The sequence below is a fragment of the Streptomyces altiplanensis genome (genome assembly GCF_053591575.1).
Map to the genome: position 1 here is coordinate 142,353 of NZ_JBSFUB010000002.1, position 15,492 is coordinate 157,844.

The window sequence follows — 15,492 nt, forward strand, 5'->3', positions numbered from 1 at the left end:
TATGCCATGGTGGCGCGTCCCAGCTTACGGGCCTGGTGCGCGCCACCCGTCTTGTCAACCCCTCCCCCGCAAACGGTTCTTGACGGCTATCGTGGAACGGATGCAAGCGGTCACAACCTGGTAGGGGGAAACCGTGGCGCTGAAGCCGGAGCCGACCGCACCGTTCCACTCGGTGCAGTACGCCCTGCGTGTACTGGAGACGATCTCCAGGCACGGGAGCGGTGTGACCGATGTGCAGATCGCCCGCGAGACCGGGCTTCCGACCGCCCACCTGGCCTCCCTGCTGCTGATGCTGCGCCGCGAGGGGTACGTCGAACAGGTGGCGGACGGCGCCTATGCCGTCGGCGACTCGCTCGTGCTCCTCGGATCCGGGACCACCCGGCGCGAGGCGCTCCAGGCCAAGCTGCGGCACCACCTCGACCAGCTGCGCGACTCGGTGGGCGCGGCGATCTACATAAGCCGCTACATCGACGGCGAGATCAAGATCGTGCAGGTCGCCGAGGGGCCGCGCACCCCCAAGGTCAACGAGTGGTTCGACTTCAGGTCCGCGGCCCACGCGAGCGCGATCGGCAAGTGCCTGCTGACCCAGCTCGACCAGAACGGGCGCCGGGACCACGTCTCCCGCCACAAGACCGCCCGGCTCACCTCCAGGACGATCACCAGTGAGCGGGTCCTCTTCTCGCAGCTGGACAGCCAGCCGCCCACGGTGCCGGTCCTGGACCTCCAGGAGTACGCGGTGGGCACGGTCTGCGCGGCCGTGCCGCTCACGGCCGGCTCCTCGGTGGGCTGCCTGGCCCTGTCCCTGCCGCTGGAGCACGCCCACCGCCTGCGCTCGGCGGCGGACACCCTGAACCGCAGGGCCGCGCCGGTGGTGCTGTCGCTGGCGCTGTGACCGGGGCCACCCCGGGCCGGGGCGGTCCCGGGTGGTTCGCGGCACCCCTGCGGACCAGGTACTATTTACGAGTCAAGCGCCGCTAGCTCAGTTGGTTAGAGCAGCTGACTCTTAATCAGCGGGTCCGGGGTTCGAGTCCCTGGCGGCGCACAGACGGAAAAGACCCTCGCGAAAGCGGGGGTCTTTTCGTGTCCCGCCGCCTCGGCGTCAGCCGTCGCGGCGCAGGGCGCGCCCGAAGGCGCGCCGGCCGGGGAGCGGGACGTGCGGGGCCAGGGTGTGGAGAGACCGGGGCGTGGAGAGGTCAGGGCTCCCTGCGGCCGGCGGCCGGTTCGCACGGGATCCGCACCCGCAGCACGGTCGGCCCGCCCGGCGGACTGCTGACCGCCAGCGTGCCGTCGAACACGGCGATCCGGTCGGCCAGTCCGGTCAGCCCGGTGCCGGCGGACGCGTCCGCGCCGCCCGCGCCGTCGTCCCGTACCTCTATCCGGAGCAGACCGCCCTCGTGCCGGGCGACGACCGACGCGCGGGCCGCGCCGCTGTGCTTGGCGACATTGGCGAGGCCCTCGCAGACCGCGAAGTACCCGGCCGCCTCGACGGACGCGGGCAGCCGGGGCAGGTCGACGTCGGTGTCCACGGGAACGACCGACCGGTCGGCGGCGTCGGCCAGGGCCTCCCCGAGGCCGTAGTCGGCGAGCACCTGCGGGTGGATGCCGTGGATGAGCGCGCGCAGCTCGGTGAGGACGTTGCCCGCCTCCTCGTGGGCGCGGGCGAGCCGGTCGGCGAGAGGGCCCGGCGGTGCGTCGAGCCGGGCCAGGCCGAGCGCCATGGCCAGGGCGACGAGCCGCTGCTGGGCGCCGTCGTGCAGATCCCTTTCGATACGCCGCCGTTCGGCTTCGAAGGCGTCGACGAGCCGGGCCCGCGAGCGGGTCACCTCGACCAGCCGGTCGCGCAGTTCGCCTTCGCGGGGCGCGAGCACCAGCCGGGTCAGCAGGGCGCGCGCGCCGGCGACCGCCCCGAGGGGATAGAGGAGTACGGCGAGGAGTACGAGCCCGAGGAGCGCCGACGCGAATGCCTCCGGATAGGTGGTGATCAGGGGCCCCTTGACCACCCGTGCCTCCTCCCCGTCGACGGCGAGCTGCACGGGGGCGGCCATCAGCCCCGCCGGCAGGCCGACGCCGACCGTCACGGCCAGCAGGTCGAGCGGCCACAGGACGAAGGCGTGGAGCACGGCGTACGCCAGCTCGCGCCAGGTCGCCTGCTCCGTGAGGCGCAGCTTGGCCCAGGCCGCGAGTCCGGGTTCGGCGGGCGCGCGGTGCGGGTTGTCGGCGGCCTCCGTGTCGACGAGGGCGAGCCGGCGGCGCTCGGCGGCCGCGAGCGGCACCCCGGCCAGCAGCAGCAGCGGCAGTCCCACCAGGCCGAACGAGAACACCACGAGAAGCAGCAGCGCGAGCAGGGCGGGCACCCCGGTGAGCGCGCCGCTCACCAGGTACGCGACCGCACGCCAGGGCCAGCCGGTGCGGAGGTAGTCGGCCCTGGTCAGGGCTTGCCGGAGGGTGCGGGCGCGCGTCATGGCGGCAACGGTATGCGGAGGCGTCCGGGCGGCCGCCGTCCGGGCCCGGGGTGCGTGAGGGGCGGGGCGGGCCCCGCCCCTCACGACCGGCCGTCAGAACTGGCCGTCAGAACCTGCTTTCAGAACCGACGGTCAGAACTGGACGTCGGAGCAGGCGTAGAAGGCGTTGGTCGTGTCCGCGACGTTCCAGACGGCCAGGATGATGTGCCGCCCGGTCTTCTGGGTCGGGACCGTGCCCTGGTGGGTCAGGGTCGCGGGCGGCTGCTGACCGCCGTACGGGACCGTCATGAACGGCTGCGATTCGAGGGCCGCCCGGGTGAGGGGCTTGCTGGAGTCCCAGCCGTTCTTGGTGATGTAGTACCTGAAGTCGCTGGTCGCGTGCCGGGCGGTGAACTGCCAGCGGAAGCCGTAGCCCTGACCGGCGGTCAGCTTGGTGGCGGGCCAGGCTCCTCCACGGGGGTCGTCGAGCTGGGCGAACTGGCTGTTGCCGCCGGAACAGATCTTGCCGTCGGCCGGGCCGGAGGCGGGGAATCCCTTCGGCCCTTCGACGCTCTGCGGTTCCCACTGGATGTTTCCGCAGCCGGTCACCGTGCCGTTGGCACAGAGTTTCTGCCGGCTGATGGGTGAGTCGGTGTAGCCGTGACTGCTCGCGCTGCCGGTGGCGAGGAAGGACACACCGGCTACCGCGAGGCCGACCACGGCCGCACCTATCTTGTTTCGCATGCTGGCTCCTGAACGTGGGGGCAGTTCTGTGAGCTGTGCCGCGCGCGCATGTTGTGCGGTCTAGACCAAGTCCCAATGTATTGACGGGTCATGAACATGTCCAGACCAATAACGAACGCGTTCACAGACCCTCCCCACGCCCCGTGCAGAAGGCCACCGTCAGATCCTTCACGAGCGCCTTGCGCTCGTAGTCGTCCAGCTCCACGAGGCCGCGCGCGGTCAGCCGCGTCACCGTGTCGTCCACCGCGTCCACCACCGACGACAGCACACTGTCCCGTTGCCGCGCGTCGAGCGCGGCGACCTGCCTGCGCCGCATCACCGCCGCGATCTCGGGCGCGTACTCGATCCGCGTCGGCTGCGCCGAGAAGACGTCGATGCCCACCGGCGCCGCCTCCGCCGCCAGCATCCGGGTCAGCGCGTCACCGACCGCCTCCGCGTCGCGCAGCGTCGGCGCGGTGTCGTGGAAGGCGTCGGCCGGCAGCTGGGACAGCACCCGCGCCATCGCCGCCTCGACCTGCTCGCGCAGGTACCGCGTGTGGTCCTCGGCCGCGAGCATCGCCCGCGCCGTGTCCCTGATCTGCCACACCACGAGCACCACGACCCGCAGCGCCACCCCGTTCGCGTCCACGGCGCCCATCGGCTCGCTGCGCCAGTGCCGCAGCCGTACGTCGATGCGGCGGCGCAGCAGCAGCGGGCTCACCCACACCAGGCCGCTGCGCCGCACCGTCCCCCGGTAGTCGCCGAACAGCGAGAGCACCCACGCGTATCCGGTCCGCCCGCGCCCCAGACCGCCGAACGCGAACAGCACGACCAGCACCAGCACGGCCAGCGCCGCCCAGGTCCCGAGCCCGATGCCGTGGTACGGGCGAAGGGGCAGCCCGAGCAGTTCGGCGGCCCGCACGGGCACCACCCCCCTCCACCACAGCGCCGCCGCGCCCGCCGCGAGCGCGCCCGTCCCCACGACGACCGCGCTCCAGCCGGACAGCGAGGGACCGGGCCGCTCCGACAGACCGGGGTCGGCGGGCGTGGCGGGCCGGAGGGACCGCACCCGCCCGGGCACCGGCGCGGAGGCGGGCGATGCGGTCGCGGGCGGCCGCGGGGCCGCGGCCCGGCGTTCGGCGCGCGGCCGTTCCGCGGCGCCCCTCCTGCGTCTGATCACCGTGGCGCCGGGCGGCAGCGTCAGCGCGGCCGGTCCGGTGTCGTCGCGGAACAGCAGGTGCACCGGGATCTCGGCGGTGGACTCGTTCCTGACGACCGGGGCCCGCCGGGCGGCCGGTGCGTCCGGCCGCCTCGGAGCGGCCGGTGCGAAGCCGTCCGGCCCGGAGGCCCCGGAGGCCCCGGAGGCCCCGAAGATCCCGGACGGCTCGGACGCCCCGGAGTTCCCGGCCGCCCCGGACGGCTCGAACGCCTCCGGTGTCCCTGATGTCTCTGAAACCGTGGTGCTCATCGTTGCCTCCGTCATGCGAAGAGCCGCCGCCAGGTCCGCGGGCCGGGGTAGCCGTCGGCCGCCGCGCCGCGCCAGCCCTGGGCCCGCTGGAACGCCTCGACGTTGCGCCGGTCCGCCTCGCTCCAGCGCGGCCCCGGCCCCCACGCGTAGTGCTTGCCGTAGCCCTTGCCCACCAGCTGCCGGCCGAGCTTCTCGACGTACTCGTTCGACTGGCCGGGCCTGAAGTACTCCCGTCCGGGGAACGCCGTGGCGCCCGTCCCGTCGCCGCTGCCCGCACCCGGGATGTCCTTGCCCGCGTTCTGGACCAGCAGCCGCCAGGTGTGCGGGCCCGGCAGCCCGTCGGCCTCCGCCCCGCGCCAGCCCTGGGCCCGCTGGAACGCCTGGGTGGCGCGCCGGTCGGCCTCGCTCCAGCGCGGCCCGGGGCCCTCGCTGTAGAACCGCCCGCCGCCCCGGCCGACGAGCATCCGCCCCAGCTGGGTGACGTACGCGTTGTCCGCGCCGCGCCCGAAGAGTTCCCCGCCGGGGTAGGCCGTCCCGGTGGGAGCGTCACCGCTGTCGCCGCCGGTGACGCCCTTGTAGCGGTAGGGGATGTAGCGCGACGAGTTGTTCCAGTAGGCGTACGGGGTGGCCTTGTGGCGGGCGTGCGGGCGGGCCAGCTCGTAGGCCATGTAGCGGGTGCGGGAGTCCTCGGTCCAGCCGCCGAAGATCGTGACGTGCGAGCCCTTGGCGGGATCGGCCGGATTGTGGAAGAGCAGGATGTCGCCGGGTTCGAGCTGCTCCCGCGTGATCCGCGTGCCGTACTCGGCGAGGCTCCCCGTCCATTCGTTGCCGCCGAGGTTCCAGGCCATCGAGACGTAGCCCGAGCAGTCCTGCCGGTACCCGTCCGACCAGTACTTCTCCATGCTGTACGGGACCTTGGCGTCCACCCAGCGCCGGGCGCGTTCGAGGATCTCGGCCCTGGTGGTGCGGCGCGGGGCGGGCGCGACGGCCTGGACCGGGGACGCGCTCACGGCCTGCGCGGGACGTCCGGGCCGGCCGGGCGCCCCGCCCGGCCGCTCGCCGTGCAACGGGCCGCTCCCGCCCTGCGGGGACTCGGGGTCGCTGTCGGCGCCCGTCCTGGCGGGCGCGTGCCCGGAGGCCGCGACGTCCGCCGCACCGGTCCCCCCGCCGAGCACCACGCCCGCCGCGGTGGCGAGGACCAGCGCGCGGCGGGCTCCGTGGGCGGCCGGGTGGCCGCCGGCCGCGACCGTCAGACCGAGGGCGGCGGCCCGGCGCCGCCGGGCACAGCCCGGGCAGCCGCAGTCGGCCGCGGGTTCGTACTCCTCGAACACCGGCATCGTCATGCGGTTCCCCTCCCGTGGGTTCCTGTGACGCGTGTACACAGATGACAGTGCTTCAAATACCTGGACATCATACATATTGACGGTGCAAATTATTACTAATCGGACATCGCTTGGCGTGGCCGGTTCCGAGCATCCGCACCGGTCGGGTAAAGTTCTCCGAGTCAGCAGGCGCCGCTAGCTCAGTTGGTTAGAGCAGCTGACTCTTAATCAGCGGGTCCGGGGTTCGAGTCCCTGGCGGCGCACGCAACGTCGAAGCCCCCTCACTCACCGTGAGGGGGCTTCGTTGGTTTCCGGACATCTCTCCCTTGCCGAACCCGTGTCCCGAGCGGCCCCCAAAGCCCGCGTATGACCGGTAAACGCCTCGTTTACACCCTTGCGATCAAGACAGGGGGTCGTGGACTCTGTCTGGAGCCGACGGCCCCAAGGGGGCGGGTCGTCCGGCGAGTTGGGGCGGAGTCGGCCATCCGGGGGGAGCTGACGGAGCACACGGGCGGGGGCCCGTTTCCGAACACATTACGGAGCGCCCATCAGGAAACCGGGAAGTCGTCGTCCCCTGTCTGAAGGGACGACAGCAGACCGTTCGCGCGTCCGGCGCGATGGCCGGCGGGGGACCGGCTCCGGGCGAAGAGACCGACGAAACACGCAGCCAGTATGCGTGCGGGGGGATGACTCATGACGTCGACGCCGACCGGCGCCCGGCACAACAACGACCCTTCCCGGACGGCGCAGCTTCGGTTACCCCCGCAGCTGCGGCCCGGCGGGTCCCGCCCGCGGACCGGGAAACCGCTGCCGCGATACGACTACGAGCACTACAGCCGGCTCGCCGGGCCGCTGACCCAGCCCGACCCGGCCAGGCCGTACACCGTGCGGTACCGCTCGCTGCTCTCGCAGGAGACGCACCGCGTGCGGGCCGCCCTGCTGCTGTGCGCCGCGCCGCTGCTGTCGCTGGGCCTGTTCGTCTGGCTGATGCAGCCGGCGCACTGGACCGAGCGCGACCCGAACCTCGAGAACGACACGCTGCTGGTCCTCGACATCGTCATGCTGGTCTCGATCGGACTGATCGAGCTCTTCCGCACGATGAACGTCCTGTCGAACGCGCACGCGACGCTGGTCGCCCGCGACCCCGTCCCCGTGGTGCCCGAGACCGGCACCCGGGTCGCCTTCCTCACCTCCTTCGTGCCCGGCAAGGAGCCGCTGGAGATGGTGACGAAGACGCTGGAGGCCGCGGTCAGGATCCGCCACCGCGGCCTGATGCACGTCTGGCTGCTGGACGAGGGCGACGACCCGGCGGTCAAGGAGGTGTGCGAGCGCCTCGGCGTGCGCCACTTCTCCCGCAAGGGCGTCGCGAAGTGGAACCAGGCCAAGGGCCCGCACCGCGCCAAGACCAAGCACGGCAACTACAACGCCTGGCTCGACGCGCACGGCGACGCCTACGACTTCTTCGCCTCCGTCGACACCGACCACGTCCCGCTCCCCAACTACCTGGAGCGGATGCTCGGCTACTTCCGCGACCCGGACATCGGCTTCGTCATCGGCCCGCAGGTGTACGGCAATTACGACACCTTCGTCACCAAGGCCGCGGAGTCCCAGCAGTTCCTGTTCCACGCCCTGATCCAGCGCGCGGGCAACCGCTACGGCGCCCCGATGTTCGTCGGCACCTCCAACGCCGTGCGCATCGGGGCGCTGAAGCAGATCGGCGGCCTGTACGACTCGATCACCGAGGACATGGCCACCGGTTTCGAGATCCACCGCGCCACGAACCCGGCCACCGGCAGGAAGTGGCGGTCCGTCTACACGCCCGACGTGCTGGCCGTCGGCGAGGGCCCGACCGCCTGGACCGACTTCTTCACGCAGCAGCTGCGCTGGTCGCGCGGGACCTACGAGACGATCCTCAAGCAGTACTGGCGGGGCTTCGGCACACTGCCCGCGGGCAAGCTCTTCAACTACACGATGATGATCATCTTCTACCCGATGTCCGCCATGAACTGGATCCTCGCGGCGCTCAGCTGCGCGCTCTTCCTGGGCATGGGCGCATCGGGTGTGCAGATCGACCCGGCGATCTGGATGATGCTGTACGGCAACGCCTCCGCGCTCCAGATCGGCCTCTACATCTGGAACCGCCGCCACAACGTCTCGCCGCACGAGCCCGAGGGCTCCGGCGGCCTGGCCGGCATGGTGATGTCCGCGCTCTCGGCGCCGATCTACGCGCGCTCGCTGATGGACGCCGTGCTGCGCCGCAAGTCCGGCTTCGTGGTGACGCCCAAGGGCGACTCCTCCAGCCCCGACACGCTCTTCGGCACCTTCCGCATCCACCTGTTCTTCCTCCTGGTCTTCGGCGGCTCCCTCGTCTCCTCCTTCTTCTTCGGCCACGACCACCCCGCGATGATCACCTGGGCCGCACTCGCCCTGCTGATCACGGCGGCGCCGGTCCTCGCCTGGCGCTGGACCGTGCGCCAGGAGAAGAGGAACGGGCGCGGGGCGCCGCCGGACCGGACCGGACCGCCGGCCGGTCCCCCGGCCGAGACCCACGCGCCGCGGCCCAAGCCCACCTGGGCCCCGGCCGACCAGACCATGCAGACCGCTCTGGGGGGACGTAAGAAATGAGCTACCGTCCGAGCCGCCGCACCCGCCGTCTGGCGATAACGGGTGCGGCGGTGCTGGCTCTGGCGGGGATGAACGGGCCCGCGCTCTACCGCTTCGGCTCGGAGCAGTACCACGACTACAAGATCAACCGGCCCGAGTACAAGGCCGCCAACGGCCACTGGGACTTCCTGGACGTCCCGTCCGAGTTCCGGATCAACACGATCCACGCCGCCCTGCTGCACACCGGCAAGGTGCTGCTGATCGCGGGCTCGGGCAACAGCCAGAAGAACTTCGACGCCGAGAAGTTCGAGTCGGTGCTGTGGGACCCGAAGGCCGGCACGTACAGGATGATCCCCACGCCCAAGGACATGTTCTGCGCCGGGCACACCCAGCTGCCCGACGGGAAGCTGCTCGTGGCGGGCGGCACCAAGCGGTACGAGAAGCTCGAAGGTGACGTCACCAGGGCCGGCGGCCTGATGATCGTCCACAACGAGGACCCGGACGCCCCCAAGACGCTGCCCGCGGGCACGATCTTCACCGGTAAGAAGAACGGCAGGACGTACGTCTCCAAGGACCCCGTCCTCGTGGAGAAGGCCAAGAAGGTCTTCGACAAGAAGACCGGCCGGTTCCTGCGCACCGAGGCGGGGCTCGGCCGGATCTACGTCGAGGCCGAGGCGTCCGGCAAGAAGTACGAGTCCGGCACGGAGGACAACTACCGGATCCACGGCCTGTCGGGCACCGACACCAGGAACGTGTACGGCATCGCGCAGAAACTCGCCCTCGACAAGAAGGACTTCCAGGGCATCAAGGATGCCTACGAGTTCGATCCGGTGGCGGAGAGGTACATCACCGTCGACCCGATGAACGAGGCCCGCTGGTACCCGACGCTGACCACGCTGGAGGACGGGAAGGTCCTGTCCCTGTCCGGCCTGGACGAGATCGGCCAGATCGTCCCCGGCAAGGACGAGATCTACGACCCGGTCACGAAGAAGTGGAAGTACACCGGAGTCGTCCGGAAGTTCCCGACGTACCCGGCGGTCTTCCTGACGAACAACGGCAGGCTCTTCTACTCGGGCTCCAACGCCGGGTACGGGCCCGCCGACGAGGGCCGCGATCCCGGCATCTGGGATCTGGAGACCAACACGTTCAAGAAGATCCCCGGCCTGAGCGACCCGCACCTGATGGAGACCTCCGCGACCGTGCGGCTGCCTCCCGCCCAGGACGAGAAGTACCTGGTCATCGGCGGCGGCGGCGTCGGCGAGTCGGAGAAGTCCAGCGAGAAGTCGCGCCTCGTCGACCTCAAGGAGTCCAATCCCCGCTTCAGGGACGGCGCCTCGCTCGACCAGGGCACCCGCTACCCCAGCGCGTCCCTGTTGCCCGACGACACCGTCCTGATCACCGGCGGTTCCCACGACTACCGCGGGCGCGGCGGCTCGGACATCCTCCAGGCGCGGCTGTACGACGCCGAGACCGGCACGTACCGCCGGGTGGCCGACCCGGCCGTGGGCCGCAACTACCACTCGGGGTCGCTGCTGCTCCCCGACGGACGCGTCATGATCTTCGGGTCCGACTCGCTCTACGCCGACAAGGCCAACACCAGGCCCGGCACCTTCGAGCAGCGCATCGAGATCTACACGCCGCCGTACCTCTTCAGGGACACGCGGCCGAAGCTCACCGGCGGACCGAAGAAGATCGCGCGGGGCGCCACGGCGGCCTTCAGGTCGGCGCACGCCGCGTCCGTCAGGGACGCGAAGCTGATGCGGCCCAGCGCCGTCACCCATGTCACCGACGTCGACCAGCGCACGGTCGCACTGAAGACGGAGAAGACGGCGGACGGCATCTCCGTCACCGTGCCGAAGAACCGGGCGCTGGTCCCGTCCGGCTACTACATGCTGTTCGTGACGGACGGCCAGGGCACTCCCTCGGAGGGCGTCTGGGTCGAGGTCCCGTAGCTGGGCGCGGGCGTGAGCGCGCGCAGGTGGCAACGGCGCGGAGGGGGCCGCCTCGTCGGGGCGGCCCCCTCCGCGCGTGAGCCGTGGTTACGTCTTCGCGTTGCGGGCCAGTTCGAGCGCGTACTCCTCGTACCACTCGCCCGCCTTCGGGCCGCCCTTGCAGTCGCCGTCCGACTCGCCGGGGCGCTTGATCCACAGGTAGGCGTCGACCAGGTCGTCGCCGGTCTTGGTGGTCGGCTTCTCACCGAGCGCGCGGCCCGGCGGGTTGCACCAGTTCTCCGCGGGGTCGCCCCCGGTGTACGGGCCGTTGCCGTTGCGGCTGGTGTCGATCACGAAGGGCTTGTTGCCGACCTTCGCCGAGAGCCTCTTGCCGAAGTCCTTGCTCACCTCGGTGGTCTGGAAGTTGGAGACGTTCACCGAGAAGCCGTCGGCTTCCGCGATACCCGCCCGCTGGAGCGGCTCGAACAGCGCGTCGGGCGACTTCCAGCCCGCGTTGCCCGCGTCCAGGTACACCTTGGCCTTCGGCTGCCGCTTGAGCCGCGTGACGGCGCCCTCGAGGAGGTCGTACCGCTCCTCGTGGAACTCCTCCGGCGTACAGCCGTCGACCAGGTGCAGCAGCGCGTCCGGCTCCAGGATCACAGTGGCCGGGCGCTCGCCGATGCCCTTGGCGATCCCGTCGACCCACGCGCGGTAGGCGTCACCGTCGGCCGCGCCGCCCTTCGAGAACTGTCCGCAGTCGCGGTGCGGGATGTTGTAGAGGACGAGCAGCGCGTCACGGTCGGCCTTCTCGGCCGCCTCGGTGAAGCCCTTGGCCTGCGCCTCGGCGTTCTCCGGGAGGATCCACTCGGCGGCCGGCTGCTCGGCGATCCTCCTGATCAGCCCGGCCTTCTCGTCGTCGCCCTTCTCGGCGTACTCCGCGACCTGCCGGGCGGCCTTCCCTTCCGGATTGACCCAGTACGGGTCGCTGCCCTTCGGCTGCTGCTTCACCGACGGCTGCTTCGTCTCGTCGCCCCCGTCGCCGTCGGACGAGGAACAGCCCGTCAGCAGCAGCGCGGCCCCCACGACCCCCACCCCGGCCACCCGGACACCCCTGCGCCTACGGCCGCTGTAACTGCCGTACATCCACTCCCCCTTGACCGCACCGACATAGATGAGAGCCCCCCGGCCCCTCCCGGACACATCCGGTCGAAACCATCCTGACACACGGGTCCGTGACGGGACATGGGAGACAGGGGCGGGGCGGGCGCGCGCGGGGCGGGCGCGCGCGGCGGCCTGTTGACAGTGTCCAGACAGGCTGGAACCCTCCGGGGGACAACTGCACACATCGAGACGACGGTGGACAGGAACCCGGTGCGATTCCGGGGCGGTCCCGCCACTGTGACCGTACGAGAGCCCGGGCGCCCCGGCCGGGGCGCCCTCGTACGGAAGTCAGGAACTGACCCGTCGTTCTCCTGCCATGGGGCGTGGAAACCCCAGAAGGAGGCTCACCGGTATGTCACTGCACACCGCGCAGCACACCGACACCGCGGCGGTCGCGTCCGCCGCGACCAGCACCCGCGACTGGCTGATCATGGCCGCCGCGGCGATCGTCGCACTGATCGCGCTCTACGCGGTCTTCATGGACAACGGCACGGTCGTCTCCGCGACCGGCGACTACCTGCACGAGTTCTCGCACGACGGCCGGCACCTCTTCGGTGCCCCCTGCCACTGATCGGGGCCGTACGCACCATGTCCGCACCTGTCACACCCGTACTGCCCCTGCTCGGGCGCGGGCTGGCGGCGGGCGGGGTGGCCGGCCTTGCCGCCGGCCTCTTCTCGCTGCTCCTCGCCGAGCCCCTGATGGACCGCGCGATCCGCCTCGAAGAGGCACGTTCCGCCGCCGCGGAGCATGCGCACGGGGCGGCCGCCACGGCCGTCCAGCACCACGAGGAACTCTTCTCCCGCTCCACCCAGCACGCCGGCCTGGTCGTCACGGCGGTCGTCGCGGGTCTCGCGCTGGGCGTCCTGTCCGCCCTCGCGTACGCCCTGGTGCACCGCCGTACGGGGATCGGTGAACGGCCGTGGCCCCGCGCCCTGGCCTTCGGCGCGGCCGCGTTCCTGGCCGTCTCGCTGCTGCCGGGGCTCCGCTACCCCGCCAGCCCGCCGGGTGTCGGGGACTCCGGCACCGTGGCCGACCGCCAGGCCCTGTGGCTGGCCGCCGTCGTGATCGGCGTCCTCGGCATGGTCCTGGCGTGGCAGGTGTACGTACGCCTCGCCGGCCGGCCGGTCCCGGTCCGCCAGGTCGCGGTGGCCGCGACGGCGGTGGCGACGCTGGCGGTGCTCTTCGCGCTGCCGGGCAACCCGGACGAGGTGCCGGTGGCGGCGACGCTGCTGTGGGACTTCCGGATGCTGTCGCTGGCCTCGCACGCGCTGCTGTGGGCGGTGTTCGCGGCGGTGTTCGGCGGGCTCGGACTGCGGGCCGCGGGGCGCGCGCGGGGCTTGGCCCCGGGTCCCGCTCCTCAGACGCCGGACGGTCTGGAGGCGCCCGTCAGGTAGGCCGACACCACGACGTTCGCCGTGTAGGTGCGGGCCTTCTTGTCGTACGTGCCCCCGCAGGTGATCAGGCGCAGTTCCGCCCGGCCGCTCTGGCGGGGGCCGTACACCTTCTGCGGGTCGAAGCGTTCGCGGGTGAAGACCTGGACGTCGTCGACGGTGAACTCCAGGCTCTCGCCGCCGGCCCCCGTCACCCGGACCTCAGCGCCGGGGCGGGTCGCGCTCAGGTGGTAGAAGACGGCCGGTCTGCTCTCGGTGTCGACATGGCCGACGAGCAGGGCGGCCCCCGCCTCGCCCGGCCTGGTCCCGTCCCCGTACCAGCCGACCTTCGACGGCTGGTCGTACGGCGGCGGATCGACGGCGCCCGTCGTGTCGAGCCCGCGCGGCACGACGGGTGCCGCGACGCCTGTGGACGGCACCTCGACGCGCTGCGGCGCCACGCCCTCGACGGGGGGATGCGGCGGAGGCAGCACCGCCCCCAGCGGACGGCCGACCGCGGCCACGTCTCCGGTGGTCGGTGCCGAGCTGCCGCCGGGGCCGTCGGTCGTCTGGCGGCCCCACAGCGACAGTCCGAGCAGCAGCACCGCCCAGGCGATACCGGTCAGCAGCCGTCCGCCGCCGGACGGCCTGTCCTCGCCGGACATGTCAGTCCGTGTCCGTACGACGGCGGCGCGCACTCCGGTACGCCACGGCCACGGCCGCCACACCCGCCAGCACGAGGCCGATCACGGTGTGCGGCGTCCCGGGCCCGTCCTCCTCGGCCGCGGCGAGCTGCGCCGTACCGCCGCCGCCCGCGTGCACGGGGGCGTGAGGAGTCGGGTGATGGTCCGGGCGGTGGTCGGGACGCTGGTCCGGACGGTGATCGGAGCCCTGGTCCGGACGGTGGTCGGGACGCTGGCCGGAATCCTGGTCCGGACGGTGATCGGGACGCTGCTCGGAACCCTGGTCCGCGTACTGATCGGGGCGCTGCTCGGAACCCTGGTCCGCGTACTGATCCGGGCGCTGCTCGGAACCCTGGTCCGGACGGCGGTCGGGACGCTGCTCGGAACCCTGGTCCGCGTACTGATCGGGACGCTGCTCGGAACCCTGGTCCGGGCGGCGGTCCGGGCGGCGGTCGGGTTTGTCCTGAGGGACGACGGTGACGGTCCCGGTGGCCTGGCCGCCGTCCTTGCACTTCACCCGGATCTCGTAGTCCTTGGGCTGGGCGTCCGACCGGATGTGGGCCTCGGTGAAGAGGGCACCGCGGTCCGCGGCCGGGCTGAAGTGGACGGCCGTCGAGAAGGCGTCGGACGTGCCGGTGGCCTGCCCGCCCTTGCACACGTCGACCTGCAGATCCACCTCCCCGCCCGGCGTGATGGTGGACGGCGTGACGGCGATCCGGCCCTCGGCCCCGTCGCCGGCGTGGGCTGTCGCCGCCGGCGTGACGACCACCGCGGCCGCCACGCCGGCACACAGAGCAATCTGCAATGAGCGCATAGTGAACCTCCTGGTATTACGAAGATTCACCGGTACGGGCCGTTTCCGCATCTCCAGGGGCGCGCCAGTGCGCCGTACGGGCCCCTGGAGCGCGCCGCGGGGCGGCCGGGCCGGGCGGGCGGCCGGGTCAGACGCCGTCCGGCCGGGTCAGACGCGGTCGACGAGGTCCGCGATCGAATCGACGATCGTCGACGGCCGGAACGGGTAGCGGTCGATGTCCGCCGGTCCCGTCAGACCGGTCAGTACGAGAAACGTCTCCATGCCCGCTTCCAGCCCCGCCAGGACGTCCGTGTCCATCCGGTCGCCGATCATCGCGCTGGTCTCGGAGTGCGCGCCGATCGCGTTGAGTCCGGTCCGCATCATCAGCGGGTTGGGCTTGCCCGCGAAGTACGGGTCCTTGCCGGTCGCCTTGGTGATCAGCGCGGCGACGGCTCCGGTGGCGGGCAGCGGACCCTCGCGGCTCGGGCCGGTCTCGTCGGGGTTGGTGCAGATGAAGCGCGCACCGGCGTTGATCAGCCGGATCGCCTTGGTGAGTGCCTCGAAACTGTACGTACGGGTCTCGCCCAGGACGACGTAGTCCGGGTCGTGGTCGGTCAGGACGTAACCGATGTCGTGCAGCGCGGTGGTCAGTCCCGCCTCGCCGATGACGTACGCCGTGCCGCCGGGCCGCTGGTCGTCGAGGAAGCGGGCGGTGGCGAGCGCCGAGGTCCAGATGTTCTCCACGGGCACGTCCAGGCCCATGCGGAAGAGGCGCGCGTGCAGGTCGCGGGCGGTGTAGATCGAGTTGTTCGTGAGCACCAGGAACGGCCTGCCCGATTCGCGCAGCCGCTTGATGAAGGCATCCGCGCCGGGGATGGGCGTGCCCTCGTGGATGAGAACGCCGTCCATGTCGGTGAGCCATGATTCGATCGGCTTGCGCTCTGCCATGTGCCGGACTCCTGCCGTACGCAATAAACGCTGGGGGCGCCCGGACC

11 protein-coding genes, 2 tRNA genes, 2 pseudogenes and 1 riboswitch are annotated in these 15,492 nt (G+C 71.7%); of the genes and pseudogenes, 7 read left to right on the forward strand and 8 right to left on the reverse strand.

What is annotated here, in order from left to right:
• The first annotated feature begins 133 nt into the window (after nucleotides 1–133).
• Complete coding sequence (locus tag ACWD0Y_RS01535; protein WP_450258451.1) at nucleotides 134–892, forward strand: IclR family transcriptional regulator; 759 nt, start codon at nucleotides 134–136, stop codon at nucleotides 890–892.
• Nucleotides 893–968: 76 nt separating this feature from the next.
• Nucleotides 969–1,042: transfer RNA gene (locus tag ACWD0Y_RS01540), tRNA-Lys, on the forward strand.
• A gap of 151 nt (nucleotides 1,043–1,193) precedes the next feature.
• Here ACWD0Y_RS01540 and ACWD0Y_RS01545 read toward each other — a convergent pair.
• From ACWD0Y_RS01545 to ACWD0Y_RS01560, 4 genes and pseudogenes are all read right to left on the reverse strand, one after another.
• Nucleotides 1,194–2,462, reverse strand: coding sequence for a sensor histidine kinase (locus ACWD0Y_RS01545; protein WP_450258452.1), 1,269 nt, complete (start codon nucleotides 2,460–2,462; stop codon nucleotides 1,194–1,196).
• 132 nt (nucleotides 2,463–2,594) lie between these two features.
• The gene (locus ACWD0Y_RS01550) at nucleotides 2,595–3,185 is read right to left on the reverse strand and encodes a lytic polysaccharide monooxygenase auxiliary activity family 9 protein (RefSeq protein WP_450258453.1); all 591 of its coding nucleotides are present in this window, start codon (nucleotides 3,183–3,185) and stop codon (nucleotides 2,595–2,597) included.
• Between the two features lie 121 nt (nucleotides 3,186–3,306).
• A pseudogene (locus ACWD0Y_RS01555) lies at nucleotides 3,307–4,635 on the reverse strand (SPFH domain-containing protein); the annotation flags it as partial.
• A gap of 8 nt (nucleotides 4,636–4,643) precedes the next feature.
• Nucleotides 4,644–5,975 (reverse strand): peptidoglycan-binding protein, encoded by a 1,332-nt coding sequence (locus ACWD0Y_RS01560; RefSeq protein ID WP_450258454.1) that lies wholly within the window; start codon nucleotides 5,973–5,975, stop codon nucleotides 4,644–4,646.
• A gap of 168 nt (nucleotides 5,976–6,143) precedes the next feature.
• On the opposite strand from ACWD0Y_RS01560, the gene ACWD0Y_RS01565 reads away from it, so the two are divergent.
• The 3 genes from ACWD0Y_RS01565 (at nucleotide 6,144) to ACWD0Y_RS01575 (ending at nucleotide 10,510) form a co-directional block, all read left to right on the forward strand.
• A tRNA-Lys gene (locus tag ACWD0Y_RS01565) sits at nucleotides 6,144–6,217 on the forward strand.
• Between the two features lie 430 nt (nucleotides 6,218–6,647).
• Nucleotides 6,648–8,579, forward strand: coding sequence for a glycosyltransferase family 2 protein (locus tag ACWD0Y_RS01570; RefSeq protein ID WP_450258455.1), 1,932 nt, complete (start codon nucleotides 6,648–6,650; stop codon nucleotides 8,577–8,579).
• Nucleotides 8,576–10,510, forward strand: a complete 1,935-nt coding sequence (locus tag ACWD0Y_RS01575; RefSeq protein ID WP_450258456.1) for a galactose oxidase-like domain-containing protein — start codon at nucleotides 8,576–8,578, stop codon at nucleotides 10,508–10,510. Before ACWD0Y_RS01570 ends, ACWD0Y_RS01575 begins: the two co-directional genes overlap by 4 nt.
• A gap of 87 nt (nucleotides 10,511–10,597) precedes the next feature.
• Here the strand turns inward: ACWD0Y_RS01575 and ACWD0Y_RS01580 are convergent, their stop codons facing one another.
• On the reverse strand, nucleotides 10,598–11,632 hold the full coding sequence (locus ACWD0Y_RS01580; protein ID WP_450258457.1) for a glycoside hydrolase family 6 protein: 1,035 nt from the start codon (nucleotides 11,630–11,632) through the stop codon (nucleotides 10,598–10,600).
• Between the two features lie 156 nt (nucleotides 11,633–11,788).
• Nucleotides 11,789–11,968: riboswitch (cobalamin riboswitch) on the forward strand.
• A 34-nt stretch (nucleotides 11,969–12,002) separates the two neighbouring features.
• Between ACWD0Y_RS01580 and ACWD0Y_RS01585 the strand changes: the two genes are divergently transcribed.
• Together ACWD0Y_RS01585 and ACWD0Y_RS01590 are read left to right on the forward strand one after the other, a co-directional pair.
• Nucleotides 12,003–12,221 (forward strand): CbtB domain-containing protein, encoded by a 219-nt coding sequence (locus ACWD0Y_RS01585; RefSeq protein ID WP_450258458.1) that lies wholly within the window; start codon nucleotides 12,003–12,005, stop codon nucleotides 12,219–12,221.
• Nucleotides 12,222–12,238: 17 nt separating this feature from the next.
• Entirely contained in the window at nucleotides 12,239–13,045 is an 807-nt protein-coding gene (locus ACWD0Y_RS01590) for a CbtA family protein (protein WP_450258459.1), read from the forward strand.
• Here the strand turns inward: ACWD0Y_RS01590 and ACWD0Y_RS01595 are convergent.
• From ACWD0Y_RS01595 to ACWD0Y_RS01605, 3 genes and pseudogenes are all read right to left on the reverse strand, one after another.
• Nucleotides 13,009–13,686: a class F sortase gene (locus tag ACWD0Y_RS01595; protein WP_450258460.1), complete on the reverse strand. Its 678-nt coding sequence runs from the start codon at nucleotides 13,684–13,686 to the stop codon at nucleotides 13,009–13,011. The genes ACWD0Y_RS01590 and ACWD0Y_RS01595 overlap by 37 nt on opposite strands.
• A 1-nt stretch (nucleotide 13,687) precedes the next feature.
• A pseudogene (locus ACWD0Y_RS01600) lies at nucleotides 13,688–13,867 on the reverse strand (hypothetical protein); the annotation flags it as partial.
• A 798-nt stretch (nucleotides 13,868–14,665) separates the two neighbouring features.
• Nucleotides 14,666–15,445 carry an HAD-IIA family hydrolase gene (locus ACWD0Y_RS01605; protein ID WP_450258461.1) on the reverse strand — a complete coding sequence of 260 codons (780 nt, stop codon included), beginning with the start codon at nucleotides 15,443–15,445 and terminating at the stop codon, nucleotides 14,666–14,668.
• Nucleotides 15,446–15,492: the final 47 nt, after the last annotated feature.

Excerpts from the sequence above, each read along its gene's own strand:
- ACWD0Y_RS01545 (WP_450258452.1), bottom strand. The coding sequence starts at position 2,462 with ATGACGCGCGCCCGCACCCTCCGGCAAGCCCTGACCAGGGCCGACTAC.
- ACWD0Y_RS01550 (WP_450258453.1), bottom strand. The coding sequence starts at position 3,185 with ATGCGAAACAAGATAGGTGCGGCCGTGGTCGGCCTCGCGGTAGCCGGT.
- ACWD0Y_RS01560 (WP_450258454.1), bottom strand. The coding sequence starts at position 5,975 with ATGACGATGCCGGTGTTCGAGGAGTACGAACCCGCGGCCGACTGCGGC.
- ACWD0Y_RS01570 (WP_450258455.1), top strand. The coding sequence starts at position 6,648 with ATGACGTCGACGCCGACCGGCGCCCGGCACAACAACGACCCTTCCCGG.
- ACWD0Y_RS01575 (WP_450258456.1), top strand. The coding sequence starts at position 8,576 with ATGAGCTACCGTCCGAGCCGCCGCACCCGCCGTCTGGCGATAACGGGT.
- ACWD0Y_RS01580 (WP_450258457.1), bottom strand. The coding sequence starts at position 11,632 with ATGTACGGCAGTTACAGCGGCCGTAGGCGCAGGGGTGTCCGGGTGGCC.
- ACWD0Y_RS01585 (WP_450258458.1), top strand. The coding sequence starts at position 12,003 with ATGTCACTGCACACCGCGCAGCACACCGACACCGCGGCGGTCGCGTCC.
- ACWD0Y_RS01590 (WP_450258459.1), top strand. The coding sequence starts at position 12,239 with ATGTCCGCACCTGTCACACCCGTACTGCCCCTGCTCGGGCGCGGGCTG.
- ACWD0Y_RS01595 (WP_450258460.1), bottom strand. The coding sequence starts at position 13,686 with ATGTCCGGCGAGGACAGGCCGTCCGGCGGCGGACGGCTGCTGACCGGT.
- ACWD0Y_RS01605 (WP_450258461.1), bottom strand. The coding sequence starts at position 15,445 with ATGGCAGAGCGCAAGCCGATCGAATCATGGCTCACCGACATGGACGGC.